The organism is Nakamurella sp. PAMC28650, from assembly GCF_014303395.1.
Classification (GTDB): domain Bacteria; phylum Actinomycetota; class Actinomycetes; order Mycobacteriales; family Nakamurellaceae; genus Nakamurella.
The window spans coordinates 3,671,948-3,689,117 of record NZ_CP060298.1; the positions used below are offsets into that span (position 1 = coordinate 3,671,948).

The 17,170-nt window shown below is 67.9% G+C and carries 13 protein-coding genes and 1 pseudogene; 7 read left to right on the forward strand and 7 right to left on the reverse strand.

Annotated elements, in window-relative coordinates:
• Positions 1 to 2: 2 nt before the first annotated feature.
• From H7F38_RS16585 to H7F38_RS16605, 5 genes are all read right to left on the reverse strand, one after another.
• On the reverse strand, positions 3 to 1,235 hold the full coding sequence (locus tag H7F38_RS16585; RefSeq protein ID WP_187090868.1) for a glycosyltransferase family 4 protein: 1,233 nt from the start codon (positions 1,233 to 1,235) through the stop codon (positions 3 to 5).
• On the reverse strand, positions 1,232 to 3,013 hold the full coding sequence (locus H7F38_RS16590) for an ABC transporter ATP-binding protein (protein ID WP_187090869.1): 1,782 nt from the start codon (positions 3,011 to 3,013) through the stop codon (positions 1,232 to 1,234). Before H7F38_RS16590 ends, H7F38_RS16585 begins: the two co-directional genes overlap by 4 nt.
• Positions 3,010 to 4,080, reverse strand: coding sequence for a hypothetical protein (locus tag H7F38_RS16595; RefSeq protein ID WP_187090870.1), 1,071 nt, complete (start codon positions 4,078 to 4,080; stop codon positions 3,010 to 3,012). The genes H7F38_RS16590 and H7F38_RS16595 overlap by 4 nt, the downstream gene beginning before the upstream one ends.
• Positions 4,081 to 4,416: 336 nt before the next feature.
• Entirely contained in the window at positions 4,417 to 5,823 is a 1,407-nt protein-coding gene (locus H7F38_RS16600; RefSeq protein WP_187090722.1) for an IS1380 family transposase, read from the reverse strand.
• 221 nt (positions 5,824 to 6,044) lie between these two features.
• On the reverse strand, positions 6,045 to 6,230 hold the full coding sequence (locus H7F38_RS16605) for a hypothetical protein (protein WP_187090871.1): 186 nt from the start codon (positions 6,228 to 6,230) through the stop codon (positions 6,045 to 6,047).
• Between the two features lie 187 nt (positions 6,231 to 6,417).
• Between H7F38_RS16605 and H7F38_RS16610 the strand changes: the two genes are divergently transcribed.
• The gene (locus H7F38_RS16610; RefSeq protein ID WP_187090872.1) at positions 6,418 to 7,437 is read left to right on the forward strand and encodes an LLM class flavin-dependent oxidoreductase; all 1,020 of its coding nucleotides are present in this window, start codon (positions 6,418 to 6,420) and stop codon (positions 7,435 to 7,437) included.
• Between the two features lie 524 nt (positions 7,438 to 7,961).
• Positions 7,962 to 8,546, forward strand: coding sequence for a hypothetical protein (locus tag H7F38_RS16615; protein ID WP_187090873.1), 585 nt, complete (start codon positions 7,962 to 7,964; stop codon positions 8,544 to 8,546).
• A 477-nt stretch (positions 8,547 to 9,023) separates the two neighbouring features.
• Here H7F38_RS16615 and H7F38_RS16620 read toward each other — a convergent pair whose 3' ends face one another.
• The gene (locus H7F38_RS16620) at positions 9,024 to 9,665 is read right to left on the reverse strand and encodes a class I SAM-dependent methyltransferase (RefSeq protein ID WP_187090874.1); all 642 of its coding nucleotides are present in this window, start codon (positions 9,663 to 9,665) and stop codon (positions 9,024 to 9,026) included.
• Positions 9,666 to 10,983: 1,318 nt separating this feature from the next.
• On the opposite strand from H7F38_RS16620, the gene H7F38_RS16625 reads away from it, so the two are divergent.
• Positions 10,984 to 12,249 (forward strand): MFS transporter, encoded by a 1,266-nt coding sequence (locus H7F38_RS16625; RefSeq protein ID WP_187090875.1) that lies wholly within the window; start codon positions 10,984 to 10,986, stop codon positions 12,247 to 12,249.
• A 170-nt stretch (positions 12,250 to 12,419) separates the two neighbouring features.
• Positions 12,420 to 12,692, forward strand: coding sequence for a hypothetical protein (locus H7F38_RS16630; protein WP_187090876.1), 273 nt, complete (start codon positions 12,420 to 12,422; stop codon positions 12,690 to 12,692).
• On the opposite strand, the gene H7F38_RS16635 is transcribed toward H7F38_RS16630, so the two are convergent.
• Positions 12,689 to 13,504, reverse strand: a complete 816-nt coding sequence (locus H7F38_RS16635; RefSeq protein ID WP_187090877.1) for a serine protease — start codon at positions 13,502 to 13,504, stop codon at positions 12,689 to 12,691. The genes H7F38_RS16630 and H7F38_RS16635 overlap by 4 nt on opposite strands.
• Before the next feature lie 216 nt (positions 13,505 to 13,720).
• On the opposite strand from H7F38_RS16635, the gene H7F38_RS16640 reads away from it, so the two are divergent.
• The 3 genes and pseudogenes from H7F38_RS16640 to H7F38_RS26700 all read left to right on the forward strand — a co-directional run bounded on the left by H7F38_RS16640 (position 13,721) and on the right by H7F38_RS26700 (position 17,145).
• The gene (locus H7F38_RS16640) at positions 13,721 to 15,556 is read left to right on the forward strand and encodes a putative nucleotidyltransferase substrate binding domain-containing protein (RefSeq protein WP_222618128.1); all 1,836 of its coding nucleotides are present in this window, start codon (positions 13,721 to 13,723) and stop codon (positions 15,554 to 15,556) included.
• A gap of 134 nt (positions 15,557 to 15,690) precedes the next feature.
• Positions 15,691 to 16,620, forward strand: a pseudogene (locus H7F38_RS26075) (AMP-binding protein); the annotation flags it as partial.
• A 57-nt stretch (positions 16,621 to 16,677) separates the two neighbouring features.
• The gene (locus tag H7F38_RS26700) at positions 16,678 to 17,145 is read left to right on the forward strand and encodes a hypothetical protein (protein ID WP_370531379.1); all 468 of its coding nucleotides are present in this window, start codon (positions 16,678 to 16,680) and stop codon (positions 17,143 to 17,145) included.
• The last annotated feature ends 25 nt before the right edge of the window (positions 17,146 to 17,170 follow it).

Genomic DNA, 17,170 nt, shown 5'->3' on the forward strand with positions numbered 1-17,170 from the left:
TCTCACCGGTTCCCGCCGGCCGACGTGGCGAAAACGTCGATCAGCCTTCGGACCGACTCGGCCGGGGCGAAATCGGAGGCCACCAGGTCGCGACCGGCGAGCCCCATCCGGCGGGCCAACGCCGGGTCGGACAACAACTCGTCCAGTCCCCCGGCGAACGCAGCGACATCATCTGGTGGGACGACCAACCCGGTGATCCGATCTCGCACCAGCTCAGCCACTCCGGGTACATCGGTGGAAACGACGGGCACGCCCCGCGCCAGCGCCTCCACCAGTACCGTCGGCATGCCGTCCCGGTCGCCGAACTCGTCGATCCGGCACGCCAGGGCCACCACCCTCGCGCTGTTCATCGCCCCGCTCACCTCCGAAGAGGTTGCGGCGCCGAAGAATTCGACGGTGTGCTGCAGACCGAGCTCCGCGCGCAGCGCCACCAGGTCCGCCAGCAGTGGGCCGGTGCCGATCACCACGACCTTCAGGGACGGGTACCGCTGGACCAGCAGCGCGGTCGATCTGAGCAGGACGTCGAGGCCCTTCTTGGGCACCAGCCTCGCGACGCACAGCACACTGGTCGACCGGTCCGGCCGGGCGAGAAGGCCGACCGGGACGCCATTGTGGATCAGTTGCACCCGGGCGCGCATTCTTGGCGGAAGAACCTCGCGCAGGTGCGCGACGTTCGCAGCAGAGACGGTGACCAGGACATCGACTCCGTCGAGTCGCTCGCCGAGCCGGGACGCATTGTCCCGGTGGTGGATGTCCTTGGCGTGGGCCGTCACCGAGCAGGTGATGCCCGCCAGCCTGGCCGCCATCGCCGCCACCACGGTGGCCGCCGTCGCGAAGTGCGCGTGGACGTGCCGGGCGTCGTCGCGGCGAATCCGGTCGGCGACCAGGCCGGCCTGCAGGAATTGACGCCAGTTGCCCTGACGCCTGGCAGCGGCTGCGATGCCGACCCACCGGAGGGGGTGCCGGGCAGCCACGGCCAGATGGGCCTGCCAGACCGCTTTCCGGGCCCACCGGGGGTGGGCCGCGACCTCGCGGACAACAGCCTGCAGGTCCGCTAGTTCGGCATGCGACGGGCCTGTCTCGGCTGGCATCAACGAGTCGACGAGCACCCGGACACCGGCGGCTTCCGAGCCGAGGATCTCGTGCAGGACGAAGGTTTCGGACAGCCGCGGGAACCGCTTGAGCACGTACATCACCGGACGCGTGTCGACTGCCGGTGATGACTTCGGGCTCACTTCAGGCCAACTCTCACGTCAGGATCCACGGTGCGCGACCGGGTGACGCTCGCCGCGCCGATCAGATCGGCGTAGAGACCGTTGGCCTGCAACAACTTCTCCGGCGGACCGATCTCCGCGATCCGGCCGTTCGCGATCACGGCCAGGCGATCCGCACGCCGAACCGTGGACAGGCGATGGGCGATGATCAGAGTGGTCCGTCCGGCCGGAAGTTGGTCCAGGGCATGGACGATCAGCTGCTCGGAGAGCGCGTCCAGGGCACTGGTCGGTTCGTCCAGGACCAGGATCGGGGTATCGCGCAGGATCGCCCGTGCAATGGCCACGCGTTGCCGTTGGCCGCCTGACAACGCTGTGCCCCGCTCGCCCACCAGGGTCTCCAGACCATCGGGCAGTCGGTCCGCGAACTGGTCGACCAGGGCCAGCCGGGCGGCCCGGCGGATATCGGACTCCGAGGCGCCCGGGCGACCACACGCGATGTTCGCGCGCAGCGATCCGTGCAGCAGGACGCAGTCCTGCAGGACCAGGGACACCTGCGACCGGAGCGAGGCAAGGGTCAGGTCCGCCACGTCGAGACCGTCGATCCGCACGACGCCGCTCTGCGGGTCCATCAATCGTGAGACCAGGGCCGCGACCGTGCTCTTGCCCGCTCCCGTCGGGCCGATCAGGGCCAGCGTCTCACCAGCGCGAATGGTGAGGTCGAAGTCCCGCAGGACCGGTTCGCGGCCGTAGGTGTACCCGACGTGCTCGAAGTCGATCCGGCCGGTCAACCGGCCGACCGTGACGGCGTCCGGCCGGTCACGGACCTCCGGTTCGCTCTCCAGAACATCCAGCACCCGGTCCGCCGCGGCAAGTCCTTTCGACAAGGCCGTCGAGAGCTTGGCCAGCGCTTTCAGGGGCTTGTACAACGTCGCGATGTATCCGAGGAAGACCAGCAGGACCGACAACTTCAGCTGCCCGTCGAGCACCCTGGTCGCCCCGACCCACAGCACCAATGCACTGGAGACGGCACTGGCCAGGTCCACGACCGGACTGAACCGGGCCTGGAGACGGACCGCGTCCAGGTTGCTCGCGGTGCTTTCCCCGATCAGCCCGGTGACGTGTCGTCGCATCGGGATCTCCAAGGAGAACGCCTGGACCAGGTGCACGGCGCTGAGTCCCTCGGAGGCCGCTGCGGCCACCTGACCATCTGCTGTGCGCGCGCTCCGCGCCGCCGCTGTCAGCGCCCGGGTCGAGCGAAAGACCACCACCGCCATCAACGGTGTGGCGCTCAGCGCGATCAGTGCGAACCCGGCATCGAGTGCCACCATGACGGCGACCATCCCGGCCACCTGCAGCACATTGGGAATCAGGACCGACAGCGTCTGCACCAACAGGTCCTGCATGCGGTCGACGTCGCCGGTGATCCGCGTCGTCAGATCGCCCACGCGTTGACGACTGTGGTACTGCAACGACATTCGCTGCAGATGGTTGAAGACGTCCACCCGGATCTCGGCCGCCATCCGCAAACCGGCGGAGGACAACAATCGTGTCGACCAGTAGTCGACCAGACCCGCTCCTCCGGCGATGGCCAACATCGCAAGAGCGGCCAGCAGAACGGCCGAAGAATTGGAGATTGCCAGGGGCTCACCAGGAGTCAGCACGTGACCGACCACCAGAGCGAGCGGCCACGGTGCCGCGAGGCCCACCAGCACCTCGACCACCGCCAGCGTCGCACCGAGGGTCAAGGGCCAACGCTGCTGGCCGGCGTAGTCATGGAGACCGGCTCCGATGGACCTCACGCTGCCCCGGCCAAGGTCGTGCCGGTCAGTCTGGCTGCCGCGACCCCGGCACCGTCGAAGCTGATGCCGGCCCGGGCGCACGCGCCCACCGGTAGTCCGCGAGGTTGATCGAGCAGCCATGCGACCTCCGCGGGTGAGGCCGATTCGTCCACCATGTCGGCAAGTCCCAGGCAAGCCAGGCGCGCGGCGCGGATGGCCTGCTCCCGTCGGGGGGTGCGGCGAGGGATCAGCACCGGGCGAAGACCGGCGACCAGCGTTTCGGCGGTCGAGTTGTAGCCCGCCATCTGCACCGTCGCACCGGCACCGACGAGCAGATCCCCGGTCGCGCCGCCGGCCCGTTCCAGCCGCACCCTGGCCGCCAGCGCCGGATCGGAGTCGATCACACCGCCGCCCCAGTCCGCCGCGAACGGGCCGGCGGCCAGGATGGCCCGCATCCTGGGGCGCAGTCGGACCGCGCCGAGCCCCAGCAGGAAGACCGCCGCCCCGTCTCCCCCGCCACCGGCGCTGACGACGAGCAGATCCTTGTCCGCCGGGGTCATGACGGGGGTGTCGACCACCCAACCGCAGTACTCCGGACGAATGGGAAGTTGGTATTCCGCTTCCTGGTCGCACAGGGCCGGGTTGCCGTAGACCAGAATCCCGTCGTAGACATCGGCGACGCCCTGCCAGGCCGGTGAAGCCAATTCCTGCCGGACGACGTCCTGCTCGTCGATGATGTCGCGCAGCCCGAGGATGATCGTCGCGCCACTGCGTCGAGCCGCGTTCAGCCCCGGTCGCAGTTCACCGGCCGTACCGAACGGATGACGGTCCACCACGACGATGTCCGGTTGGATTCTTCGCACCGTTTCGGTGAAAAGCCGGGCACGCTCCGCCAGGGCCATCGGAATGGACATGGTGGAATGCCGATACGACCCGTCGCTTCCTTTGACCATCGGCGGTACCGCGACTATTTCCAGCTGGGCGTCGCGGAGCCACGGGGGTTTCCGCGGAACTCCGGTCACCAACGTCACCAGCGCCCGTGGATCACGCTGGAGTATCGCCTTTGCCACCAGAACGTTTCGGCGCACGTGACCGAGTCCGTATCCGTCATGCGACGAGAGCAGGTAGACAGCCGTGTGGGGGCTCCGCTGAATTGAGGGTGAACCGCCAGTGATCTGCCGGTGAACATCAACCCTTGATTCGACGACCTTCCATCAGGTGCGGTCACATTTTCTACTGGACCTAGGCACTAGCCTCGATCTTTCTTGAGATGGTCGGCCTTCCCTCTGCGCGATAGATCTGGTGTTGTGACGCCCGCCGCGGGGTCTGCGGGTTCGTCGGAGCGACCCAAGGTCACCTGGGTGGTGCCGGATTCCACGTTCCGGTGGTTCTTCTTGTTGCTGGTCGGGTGGGGTTGCTTGGGGTCAAGTGGCCTGCGGGAGGGTGTGCAGTCGGGTCAGGCCGGTGGTGAACAGGTGCCGGTGCGGGGCGTGCCCGGACAGCCGAAGGTAGGTGCGTCGGGATCGGCGGGCGATGATCCCGGCGACGGAGAACAGTTGAAGCCTCAGTCGTTTCGGTTCCCAACGGCGCGCTCCGGTACCCGTCAAGGCCAGCATCTGCAACCAGGCGGTCAGCTCGGTGGCCAACTGGACGACGGCGACCCAGATCTGGTTCTGCGCGAACCCGGTGAGCGGCAGGTTCCGCAATCCGGTGTCCTTGGCGCCGCGGATCCGGTCCTCGCAGCGGGCCCGGTGCCGGTGCCGCAACTCCAGATCTGCGAGTTGCCCACCGGTGGTGTTGGTGACAAACGCGGTCAACCGGTTCCCGTCGACGTCGGTGAACCGCAACTGCGCCCCGGGATGCGGACGTTCGGCCCGCACGATGACCCGCATTCCCGGCGGCCACGTCTTCAACGTCAGCATCCCGGTCGGTTCGGTGACCCACGCCCCGTCGCGGACCTTCCCGTCGCCGTCGTAGGCCGGGGTCCAGCCCTGGTCGGGGATCTGGTTGATCTTGTCCACGATGTCCTGCGACAACCCGAACCCCACCGAGTACGACAGTCCCTGTCCGGCCAGCCATCCCAGGAATTCGTGGGTGCCGCCGCCACCGTCGGCGCGGATCAACACCTTCTGGCCGATCCGGCCGATCCGACCGCCGCGGCGGGCGAACGGTAACTGCCGCAACGCGTCTTTGGTGACCGCGATGTGATCGGCGGCGGTGTTGGCGCCGGCCCGACCGGTGCGGAGCATCATCGACAGCGGCTCGCCGGTGCCGTCCGGGCCGTGATCGACCCACGACCCCAACGGATGGAACCCGAAGCCTTTCTTGTAGGTCGGCGCCGCCCACTCTTTGTCCGAGTGGGCGGTGATCAACGTGGCGTCCAGGTCGATGATCAACGGCCGGTCCCGCGACGCCTCGAAGTCGGGGGCATCCTTCCCGGCCAGTCTCCACACCCGATCGCGGACAACGCTTCTGGCGCGGTTGATCGCCGCCAACGCCGCCTGCGGGGTGGCGGCCAACGTGTTGATCAGCCGGGACACCGTGGGGTCGGACGCGACCCGCCCGAACACCGCGGGTTCGCTGCGCAGCGCCGCGATGTCGGCCAGGCAGTCCCCGCCGATGGCGACGCTGATCGCCAGGTCCAGCAGGATCTTCCCCGGGTCCAGCACTGCCCACTGCTTGCGCCACGGCGCCAACGCCGCCGACAACTCCCGGTCCAAACCGACCCTGCCGGCCGTGGCGACCAGCAGCACCGCACCGGCGTGGGACACCACCCGCTTCGCGGTCGTGTCCACTGTCAACGGCGGGTAGAAGCCGGTAGGCTGCTGCATCAGAAAGGTGCTCCAGTTTGCTGACGATGTGGACCTCGAAGACCCTCATTATCGCAGGTAGGGGCACCTTTCGCTTACTTCGAAACACCCCGGTCAGTATCCGCGTGAAAGCGCGAGGCTAGTACCCGCCCGGTTCCGTCGACGGTCTGCGAGCACGGCAAGGCTGACCGTGCACATGGCAATCCGTTGCGGTCAGGCTCGAGGCGGAGGGCAGGGACCGATCAGCCGAACTGGCTGTCGGCCTCCTCGGCCGCCTGCAGCACTCCGGTCATCCACTCCAGGGCGTCGGACCGCGGTCTGGCGCCCAGACCCAGGTCCCGGGCCAGTTCATCCATCGAGACGAAGCGCGTTCCCCGGTGACGGTTGTAGGACACGATCGCGGACTGGGCTCTGTTGGGCATGGACATTGCGTCAGTGTGAGTCGCCGTTCGCCCGAAAGCGCCGCTCGGGCCAGCCTTACACTCGAAAGCCAGCTCTGCGCGGTGATCACCACCTGAATCATGTTGGCGAAAGACTGTCCGTTTCCCCACACGGACCAGATGATCTGCTTCGCCGGACGCGTGCGGCAGAATGAAGGTCATCAAGGAGGACCGCATGCCCCTGCCGTCGGACCCACTGCGCAAGCTGGGTTTCCTCACCATCGGCGTCTTCGACGGCGCTGATCCCCGCCCCGGTCACGAATCGACGCTGGAGGTCATCCAGCTCGGGGAACGGCTGGGGTTCGACAGCGCGTGGCTGCGCGACCGGCACCTCCAGTACGGGATCTCCTCACCGGTGGCCATCCTCGCGGCGGCCTCCCAGCGGACGACCCGGATCGAACTGGGCACGGCCGTGATCCCCCTCGGATGGGAGAACCCGCTCCGTCTCGCCGAAGACCTCGCCACCGTGGACATCCTGTCCGGTGGCCGGATCAACCCCGGGGTGAGCGTGGGCCCGCCGATGCATTTCGACCGGATCAAGGACGCCCTCTACCCCGATACCGCAGAGTTCGAGGACTTCAGCTACGAGCGGGTGGAGCGATTGCTGCGCCTCATCGGCGGTGGGACCGCATCGGACTTCAGCGGCGTCGAAGGGATAGAGGTCTTCTCGGACCGGGTCCAGCCCCACGCAGCGGGTCTCGCCGACCGGATGTGGTACGGCGCAGCAAGTTTGAGGTCGGCGCAGTGGGCCGGCGAGCACGGCATGAATCTGCTCGCCAGCAGCGTCGTCAAAGCGGAGGAATCCGAGGACTTCGCCGACATCCAGCTCTCGCACATCCAGGCCCTCCGGGCCCATCATCCCGACGGCCGCCGCGCGCGGGTCTCGCAGGGTCTGGTGGTCATCCCGACCGACACCGCTTCGCCTGAACAGCGTGCCAAGTATCTGGCCTACGCGGAGGCCCGCACCCCCCGGACGGCCACGCCCCAGGGCCCGGCCAGGTTGATGTTCGCCGCCGATCTGGTCGGTACATCCGGAGAAATTGCCGAACAGCTCTACGCGCATGCCGCTTTACGGGAGATCGACGAGGTCGCCTTCGCATTGCCGTTCAGCTTCGAGCACGAGGACTACGTACAGATCCTGACCGATATCGCCACCGTTCTCGGCCCGGCACTCGGCTGGAGCCCGGCGGTCTGACCGGCGACAGTCCTCCCACCACCGAGGTACTCGCAGGCAGCATCGCCTACTGATCAGCGGAAGTATGTCTCCGCGCTCCCCGGAAGGGTGTGAGCGGTCTCATCCGGTCACTGTTGGTGGCCGGTGCAGAGCACGATCGGGGGCCGGCGGGATCGAGTGGGTAGATGTTGGGCTTTTTGCCGCGTCGGGCCGGGGAAATAGTGACCTGAAACAGGTCTTCCGATTACGATCTGTAAGAACATGTTGCTCCGTGTGAGTCAGGAGAAGGCCAGCCCATCCCTGACGTCCCCCTGTCCATCGTAGAAAGTGTGGAAATCACCGTGCTCAGAAGACGTTCGATCATGGCTGGATGTGCAGCTCTGGTGCTCCTGGTCAGTGCTGCCTGCGGATCGAGTACACCGACCGCATCGTCAAGCGCAGCCGGCAGTTCCGCGGCGACGTCCAGTGCCGCATCCTCCGCTCCCGCACCCTCGGCTCCTGCGATGTCGGCTCCCGTATCTTCTGCTCCCGCATCGTCGGCCGCCATGTCCTCCGCTCCGGCCGAGTCGGCCCCGGCCGGGACGGGGGCCCTCACTTCCGGAGCCGCGAGTTCTGGCGTGATGACCTCGGCCGTGGCCGGTTCGATGGCACCCCAGAGTTCACCGGCTGCCAGCGGTTCTGCGGACGGCAAGTTGGACGCAGACAGCGCCGCCTGGTTCTCGGCGCTCTGCACCGGCCAGGCCAAGCCTGCGCAGCTGGCGTCCAAGCTCAAGGCGGCGACGCAGGGCTCCATGTCCGATGCCGACAAAGCAAAGGCGGCATCGCCGTTCCTGACCGAGACCGGCAAGGACTTCATCGAGATCGCCAACACCCTGTCGCCGCTGCCACCGCCCGGATTCACCGGTGGGGCCGACTACGCCACCAAGCAGATCGGTTCACTGAAGGAGAAGGGCGACATCCTGGTCGCCGCAGGCAAGGCGACGAGCTCGGGCGATCCGAGCAAGCTGATCTCGCTTGCTGCCGACCAGAACGCCGGGCCGCAGACCACCGCGCTGAATGCGGTCAAACTTCCGGCCGGAGTCGGGACAGCCATCAAGGCCCTCCCCGCCTGCGCGGCGGTGATGGGCTAGTCCCGAAGGCCCAACCCATCGAGCACAGCAATTTGCGAGCGAGCGGGTCGGCCGGAGGTCGATCCGCCCGCTCGCTTCTGCATCCGCGCTTCTGCACTGTTCGCGATGTTCCTGGCAATGCCCGGCGAACGGGCCGGCTCTGTGCATTCGCAAGACCTTCGGTTGCTGACCTCCTCAGTGCTGGAACGCCGACATGGATACGAAGTTGAGTTTCTCGCTGCATTGTCGGACCTTCCGGTCCGGTCACCTCCGGCCGATGACCATCCCGCCGTCGTTGTCCGGGGCGGCACACGAACTGGTCGTCGGGCAGGATACGGAAATCACGCCGGGGCCCGGGATCGGCGGCCAGATCTCTGTCCACGCTGCCCCGTTGAAGGTGGGCAGATCGTTCCCGCCGCAGAGGCAGATCGACGACGACATCGGCGTCCACGACCCTCGCTCGCCTGTTGGCTCGACCTTCGTTGTCAGCCGAGCAGGTCAGCGGCGGCGGCAGACAACCGCGTAGAGGGGATCGCCGGGGTAGTTGCCGCTGGGTGTGCGAACAGTGATCTCGGCGGGGGTGAATCCGCCGGCGAGCCGCAGGTACTCACCGATGATGGCGCCGTGGGTGGCATCATCGGTGGCCAGCCAGCCTCGGATCGCCTTGGACGGGAAGCACCGGTTGGAAAACGTGATGGCGATGGGCGCGCCGGGTCGCATGACCCGGGCGGTTTCGGCCAGTACTTCCACCGGATGGATCAGGTAGTCCACCGACACACAGCACAGCACTGCATCCATCGACTTGTCGGCCAGCGGAAGTCGCGGATCCACGTTGAGGTCCTGCACGATTCGTTCGGTGGCCATCTTGTTGGCGTCCAACTCGATCTGGTTCAGGCCCAGCACGATCAGCTCGGCCGGGGCGCTCACCAGATGTGAGGTCCAGGACGACATGAGATCCAGGACCCGGTGGGGTTGGGCTGCATCGCCGTCCACCCCCAGTTCTGCGTACAGAGCCGCCACAGCGGCGATGGCTTGGTCGTCGATATGGGTGACCAGCCGCGGGACGGAGTAGAACTCGCCGTCAGGTGAGGGGTCGGCTCGATCGAAGAACCCGGGGAATGCGTCCATGGGGTTGCTCATGTCTTCCAGGATGCCCGAGGCGAATCTGAGCGGCCGTCGTAGGCAGGGCAACATTCGTCGACACCGAATCGGGGGGGCGGCCGGACTTGACCGATCAGCTACCGGTGACCTGGAGATGTCGCGCCTGTCCGGTTTGTCCAACGCCTCCGTCACCGTAGAGCGTTCCCCCATCGGGACGGCACAGCCTGCCGTAATTCTTCGGACGCACACCTCGCCGGCCCTGGCTGTCGTTCCGATGTCCTGCGAGACTGGATGTGCGGCGGTCAAGGATTTTCCGGTGTTGCGTCGTCAGCTGGTAAGCCGACCTGCTTGGATCTCCCAGATGACCGCATCGTCGCCCTCTCGGAATGCAACGCCGCAACAGTCCGGTCCCACATCTCTGGGTCCAGCCACGCATCGTTGCCAACACAACGTTGGTGAAGGACTGAAACACGATGGATGAGGACGATCTACGCCGCACCCTGGGACGGCTGGCACATCGAGCATCATCCGCGGCCGCTGTTGCTCAGTCAGCGCAGCGGACACACGGTGCGCCGAAAGCTGTTCGTGCTCGCCTCTTCTGGCCAGTCCTGGCGGCGGCTGCGGTGCTGCTCGTCGTCGGCACCGCGGCGGCCTTGCTCACCGCAGGGCCAGCTCCACACGTGCGCAGCGCAGCCACGCCCCTTGCGACGGCTTCCAGACCCAGCAGCCCCGCCGGGCCGGCCCTGTCGACGGTGAACCCACTGTCTGGCAAGTCGGCGATGGACGTCTGCCGAGCTCACTTCGAACAACCATTTTTTGCGCTCGACACGACCGTGGCCGGAGTCACCGAAAATGGCCCCCGACCCCCTGGGGGATGGAAGGCGCGGCTCGGCAGCTTCGGGGCAGCCACTCCTGTGACGCTGTGCCTGGTTGCGGCCAGCCAGCCGCACCTATGACGCCATGGCAGTCACGCCCGACGGCAAGACCTGGGTGCGGTGGCCACAAAGTGATGGCACCACATTCATGTTTCCGACCTGACCTGCGGCCTCTGCCTGACGGCCCGGGCACCGACGTCTCACGGGCGGCGCCGGTCTATCTGCCTACCAGCGGCGCCCCCCGAGCCCCGGGGTGAGCAACACTGTGAACAGTCCCACCAGCACGCAGGCTGGCGACCCGAACAGTTCAGGGCGGCAGTGGATCGGCCTGCGGTTGCGCGGCTGTGGTCATGCTGCGGAGGATCCGCTACCTCGGGACCTGGCATCGCCGGCTGTGCGCGGGATCACGGCGGACTCGGCGTGGTGCACCCGGTCGACCGGGAACCATGGCAGGTGCTTACCCAGACGAAAGGACGGTCGACATGGCGTCCAGCAGCAAGGGCGGAACGGAGCCCGCCACCAGCTCGCCCCCCACCGGAACGGGGTCGACCGAGACCCGGTTCAGCCTCCGGGTCATCACCTGGGCGCTTGCCGTGGCCTGCGGCCTCACGGTGGCCAACCTGTACTACTCGCAGCCCCTGCTGGAGGTGATCGCCCAGTCGTTCCACGTCACCCGGGGCGCGGCCAGCGTCGTGGTCACGGCCACCCAACTCGGCTATGCGGTCGGCCTGGCCCTCGTGCTGCCGCTCGGTGATCTGCTGGAGAACCGGACGCTCGCCTGCCGGACCCTCGTCGCCACCGCGGTGGCCCTGGGCGTTGCGGCCTTCGTCCCCGACTTCGGTTGGTTCCTGGCCATGTCGGTCCTGGTCGGGATCACCTCGGTGGTCGCTCAGATCCTGATCCCGTTCGCGGCCCACCTGGCCCCGCCGGAACAGCGCGGGCGGTTCGTCGGGCAGGTGATGAGCGGGCTGCTGCTGGGCATCCTGCTCGCCCGGACGTTGTCCAGCCTGGTGGCCGCCGCGTTCGGTTGGCGCACCATCTACGTCATCTCCGCCGTGCTGATGCTCGCCCTCTCGGCGGTGCTGATGTGGGTGCTGCCGACCCGGCGCCCCGAGCATTCCGGCTCCTACTTCTCGCTTCTCGCCTCGGTCGGCCGACTGGTCGCCGGTCAACCGATGCTCCGTCGTCGAGCCATCGTGCAGGGTCTCCAGTTTGCCGCCTTCTCGAGTTTCTGGACGTCGATCGCCTACCAGCTGATCGGAAGATTCGGCTTCAGCCAGGCGGGTGTCGGCATCTTCGCTCTGGTGGGGGCGGCCGGCGCGGTCGCCGCCCCCCTGGCCGGACGGCTGGGCGATCGGGGTCTGGGCCATCCGGCCCGGCTCGGAGCCATCGTCATCGGCATCCTGGCGATGGTGCTGGCCGGGGTCGGATCGGCCAGCGTGGTCACGTTGGCGATCGCGGCCGTGATGCTCGACCTGGCAGTGCAGGGCCATCAGGTACTCGGGCAACGGGACATCTACGCGCTGTCGGAGGATTCCAGGGCCCGCATCAATACCGTTTACATGACAACGGTTTTCGTCGGTGGCGCGATCGGGTCGGCGGTGTCCGGAGTGCTGTTCCAGCGGTTCGGGTGGAGCAGCGTGTGTCTGTTCGGCGGTGTCCTGTTCGTGCTCGGGGCGGCCCTGTGGTGGGTCGGCCACCTGAAGGGTGACCGGGGCGTCGCGGTGAAGACCGGGGCGTCGCGGTGAAGACCTCGGTGACCTGACCGAGTGGCCTGACCGAGTGGCCTGATCCGGTCGATCGTGACCACCTGATGGATCGAGTCTCATATCGGGACGGCGCCCGGGCCCGTCCGGGAGTGGGATGGGGCCGCAGCGGGCGGAACCGTCACTGCCGGACGACAGGGCAGGCGGGGCAGATGGAGCAGGACGAGCAACTGCGGTCGGCGTGGACCAGGTACGCGCTCACCCGAATCCAGCAGATCGTCGACAAACCCCGGGACGAGCAGACCGACGACGAGCTCAGCATCTACTCGTTCGCCGCCAACGCGCTGGCCGGGGGCGACCCGGTCATCGCCCTGTTCGCACGCGGTCCCGGACACCGCCTGTGCCGTGTGTGCGGCGCCGAATGGAGTGAATCCCGCGAGGCGGAACACGTCTCGGGCTGCCCGGTGGTCGCGACACGCTGCTAGCAGCCATCACTCCCGGCCGCCGGCACGACGTCGGCGGGTAGACCCAGGCTCGCCCGGTTCAGCAGTTTGAGGACGTCGGGGCCGAAGTACGAACTGTAGGAGGTGTATTCCTGACAACCTCCCTGGCGCAGACCCCCGATCAGACCGACCACCACCTGGACCCGTCCGAACTGCGACAGGAACGGTGACCCGCTGGTCCCCCCGACGTAGCCGTGGCAGTTGAATGCGGGGAAGCCGGACTGCAGGTAGACGGTGTTGGTGCAGCTGATCGGCGCGTCATCGGAGCCGGTCGAGTAGGCCGGCACCGTGACGAGCGTTCCCCGCCGCGGGGCGAATCCCAGATCGTCGGCGCCGGTCACGTTCTGCACCAGCATCCGGCTGCCCTGGAACACCTCGGGCGCCATCTTCAGGATGGCGTAGTCGTGCTGGGTGTTGCCGCTGGACTTCCACAAGGGGTCCACGTAAACGCGGTCGACCGACCAGACGCCATAGGGCGTCGCCCCGTTGAGATAGCCGGGGGCGAAGAGCACGCCCGACCCCGTCCCCTGGATGCAGTGCGCCGCGGTGATGACCAGGTCGTGGCTGGGACTGGCGATCACGCTGGCCGTGCAGCCGTGGTCGTTGTCCAGCCCATCGAAGAACAACGGACCGACGGCGGCCATGCTGCCCACGTCGACGGCCGTCGGGTAGCCGTCGGCGAAGGCGCTGCCGGCCGCCATCGTCAGCGAGACGAAGGAGAGGGCGATGGCCAGGGCAACGGCCAGCAGCCGTGGACGGGCCGGTCGACGGGTTCGTCGGCGGAACGACATCATCAGCGGGTGACCTCCGGGGTATCGGCGGTGGACCGGTCCGGGGCGCGCCCGGCCTGGCTTGGAGCATCTCACGACGACCCGCCGATGACGATCCGGACCGACGGATTCACACCTTCAGGTCTGCGGCACATCTCGGCAGATATTGAGCCGGCTGACGGCCCTGCCGAGGTGCGATCGGGACCCGGCCCCTGTCGGGGCACTGGCACGATGACCGGTATGGACGAACTGGCACGGTTCCTGGGTGGACATCCGCCTTTCGACGCGCTGGACGAGCAGGAGTTGCAGGGTCTGGCCGCCGCCGCCGTGGTCTCGGATTTCGCTGCGGGTGATCGGATCCTGGACGCATTCCTACTGCCCAGCCAGGAGATGTTCGTCGTGCTCTCCGGGCAGGTCGAACTGTGGAACTCGGCGCCCGTCCCGGGTGAGGACGCTGACGAGATCCTCGGCAGTGGAGGGGTCTTCGGATTTTCCGCGCTGCTACGGAACGAGCCGATCGGGCCCCTGGCGGTCGCCCTCGGGCCGGTCCGCATTGCCCGCATCCCGTCCGAAGCGGTCTCCCCCGCGTTCTCCTCGGCCGCCGGCCTGCGGTTCCTGGCCCAGAATCTGCCCACCACCGTGGCCCGCGGGTCGTCGCCGTCCGCCTACGGTGTGGTCGACCAGTTGATCGTCTCCGCGCCCCTGGTCGTCGAACCGGACATGACGGTGGCCGCCGTGGCCGCGTCGATGACCGACCACGGCAGCCGCTACGCCGTCGTGTCCTACGGGGACCGCGGGTACGGAGTGGTCACCGACGCTCTCCTGCGGTCGGCCGTACTGGCCAAGGGGCTGCCGCCGGAGAGCGTGATCTCCGTGGCGGCCGAACGCCCCGCGCCGACCGTAGTCACCGGAACGCTTGCGGCCCAGGCATTGCTGGATCTGACCGAACGCGACCTCGACTGCCTGTTGGTGGTGGACCGCGGTGGGCTCCTGCTCGGGATCGTCGCCCGCGAGGATTTCGTGGTCTCGCCCTCCACGGCCGGGGTGTCGCTGCGGGAACAGATCGGCCGGACCGCCGGTATCGAGGACCTGGTCGTGCTGGCTCGTCGCATGCCACTGCTGCTGGGCGATCTGGAGCGGCGCGGTCGGTCGGCCGGCGAGATGACGACCGTCCACTCGACGGTCATCGACGCGGTGGTCCGACGGGCGCTCACCCTCGTGCTGTCCCGGCGGCCCGACCTCGATCCCGCGGAATTGACCTGGTTGTCGTTGGGCAGCAACGGACGTCGCGAGCCGGTGCCCAGTTCCGACATCGACGCGGCGGTCGTCTTCGCCGAGACCGTCGACTCGATGGAGCGGGCAGCGGCCTACCGGGCGGCGTTCGGGGACATCGCCGCCGTGCTCGACCGCTGCGGGCTGGCCATCGATCTGCACGGCGCCATCCCGGGCCGGCCGCTCTTCGCCCGGACCGGATCCCAGTGGCGGACCGCGGCGCAGCAGTGGATGAAGGCCCCACTGGAGGACAACGCGATGATGATGACCTCGCTGCTGCTGGACGCCCGGCCCATCCAGGGCGATCCGGGACTGCCCGTCGTGCACGAGGTCTTCGGCGACATGCACCGTCATCCCGGCACCCTGCGCCTGCTGCTCGCGGAACTGCTGACGAACCGGGCCAGGTTGCGGTCGATGCGCGACGTGCTGGCCAGACGCGGCGGAACCTTCGACATCAAGACCCACGCGCTGCGGCCGGTGGTGGACATCGCGCGGTGGGCCGCCCTGTCCGTCGGATCCACCGAACTGTCCACCTCGGCACGACTGGCGGCGGCCGCCGGCTCTGCAATGGTGCCGGAGGACCAGGCCGGCATCCTGATCGAGGTCTTCGAAGTCCTGCAGAAGGCCCGACTGCACTATCAGCTCGCCCAGATGGAGCGAGCCGAGAAGCCTTCGGACGTGATCTCGATGCGGCGGCTGTCCCCCCTGGATCGCAGCCTGATCGCCCAGGCCGTCCGGGAGATCGCGGCGGTCCAGCGGCGGATGTACAACCTTTCCCAGCTCACGCCGCCGGACAGCTGGTAGTCGGCCGCGGAAGGACGACCCGGCGGTCCAGCGGCGGATGTACAACCTTTCCCAGCTCACGCCGCCGGACAGCTGGTAGTCGGCCGCGGAAGGACGACCCGGCGGTCCCTGGCATCATCGAGGTGGTGAGCAGGATGTCGATCGGCCGGGCCATCGGTTGGCTCGCCGAGCAGGATCCGGACCGGGTGGCCGTCTCGGCCGGCGAGGTCGTCCTGACCCGGCGGGAACTCGATCTGGCGGCCAATCGCCTGGCGCGCGGGTATGCCGAACTGGGCGTCGAACCGGACGATCTGGTCACGGTGATGCTGCCGAACACGGCCGAGATGGTGGTCGCGTGCGTGGCCATCTGGAAGCTCGGGGCGACTCCCGCTCCGCTGTCCCCGTTGTTGCCGGCCGCGGAGCAGCGGGCGATCCTGGAGCTGACAAGTCCGGCCCTGGTGATCGGGCCGAGCCGACTCGAAAGCGACATCCCATGCGTAGCAGTCGGTTCTGACATCGGGCGGGCATTCTCCGGGGCGCCGCTGCCGGACCGCGCGGCGAGATGCTGGAAGGCGCCGACCTCCAGTGGCAGCACCGGGCAGCCGAAATTGGTGCTCTCGGCCAGCCCCGCGACGGTGCAGCCGGTGAGCTACATCCCGCTGGACGCCGTCCAGCTGGTGGTCGGTCCGCTGCACCATGCAGCACCGTTCGTCTACGCGTTCCGGGGCTTGATGACGGGCCATCACCTGGTGCTGCTGGACCGGCCGGGACCGACCGAGGTACTGGCCGCAATCGAACGCCACCGGGTCACCTGGACGGTGTTGGTGCCCACCATGATGCACCGGATCTAGCGGCTCGGACCCGAGATCCGCGGTGGCTTCGACCTTTCCACCCTCTCCGAACTGCTGCACCTGGGGGCACCCTGCGCAATCTGGTTGAAGCGCGCCTGGATCGACTGGCTCGGCCCCGACCGCATCACCGAGGTCTACGCCGGAACGGAGTCTGCAGGTGTCACCACGATCAGCGGACGGGACTGGTTGGTACGGCCGGGATCCGTCGGACGGCCCGCCCCGGGCCACCGGTTCCGGATCCTCGACGACCGGGGTGAGGACGTGGTGCCGGGTGAGATCGGTGAGATCCACATGCTCCCACCGCGCGGACCCGGCTCGACCTACCGCTATCGGGGAGCCGAGCCGCAGCTGACCGCAGACGGCTGGGATTCCCTCGGCAACCTCGGATGGCTGGACGAGGCCGGGTGGCTCTACCTGGCCGATCGCCGGACGGATCTCATCCTGTGCGGAGGGGAGAACGTCTACCCGGCGGAAGTGGAATCGGTGCTCGACTCCCATCCCGTCGTTCGATCCAGTGCCGTGGTGGGGCTGCCAGATGACGACCTGGGTCAGCGGGTCCATGCCGTCGTCGATACGGGCGGTGTGCCGATCACCCCGCAGGAACTCGTCGACTGGGTCGCGGATCGCCTGCAGCGGATCAAGGTTCCGCGCAGCATCGACGTCATCGACGAGCTGCTCAGGGCGGACACCGGCAAGACCCGGCGCCCCGAGATCCGGGCACGGGTGCTGGCCGGTGCATTTCGAGTCGACCAGAGGTGAGGACGTGGCCGGCGACGCCACCAGA

Bases quoted from the DNA above. Each gene is read 5' to 3' on its own strand.
- H7F38_RS16640 (WP_222618128.1), top strand. From the start codon at position 13,721: ATGGACGAACTGGCACGGTTCCTGGGTGGACATCCGCCTTTCGACGCG.
- H7F38_RS26700 (WP_370531379.1), top strand. From the start codon at position 16,678: ATGCTCCCACCGCGCGGACCCGGCTCGACCTACCGCTATCGGGGAGCC.
- H7F38_RS16635 (WP_187090877.1), bottom strand. From the start codon at position 13,504: ATGATGTCGTTCCGCCGACGAACCCGTCGACCGGCCCGTCCACGGCTG.
- H7F38_RS16620 (WP_187090874.1), bottom strand. From the start codon at position 9,665: ATGAGCAACCCCATGGACGCATTCCCCGGGTTCTTCGATCGAGCCGAC.
- H7F38_RS16600 (WP_187090722.1), bottom strand. From the start codon at position 5,823: ATGCAGCAGCCTACCGGCTTCTACCCGCCGTTGACAGTGGACACGACC.
- H7F38_RS16605 (WP_187090871.1), bottom strand. From the start codon at position 6,230: ATGTCCATGCCCAACAGAGCCCAGTCCGCGATCGTGTCCTACAACCGT.
- H7F38_RS16610 (WP_187090872.1), top strand. From the start codon at position 6,418: ATGCCCCTGCCGTCGGACCCACTGCGCAAGCTGGGTTTCCTCACCATC.
- H7F38_RS16625 (WP_187090875.1), top strand. From the start codon at position 10,984: ATGGCGTCCAGCAGCAAGGGCGGAACGGAGCCCGCCACCAGCTCGCCC.
- H7F38_RS16630 (WP_187090876.1), top strand. From the start codon at position 12,420: ATGGAGCAGGACGAGCAACTGCGGTCGGCGTGGACCAGGTACGCGCTC.
- H7F38_RS16615 (WP_187090873.1), top strand. From the start codon at position 7,962: ATGTCCTCCGCTCCGGCCGAGTCGGCCCCGGCCGGGACGGGGGCCCTC.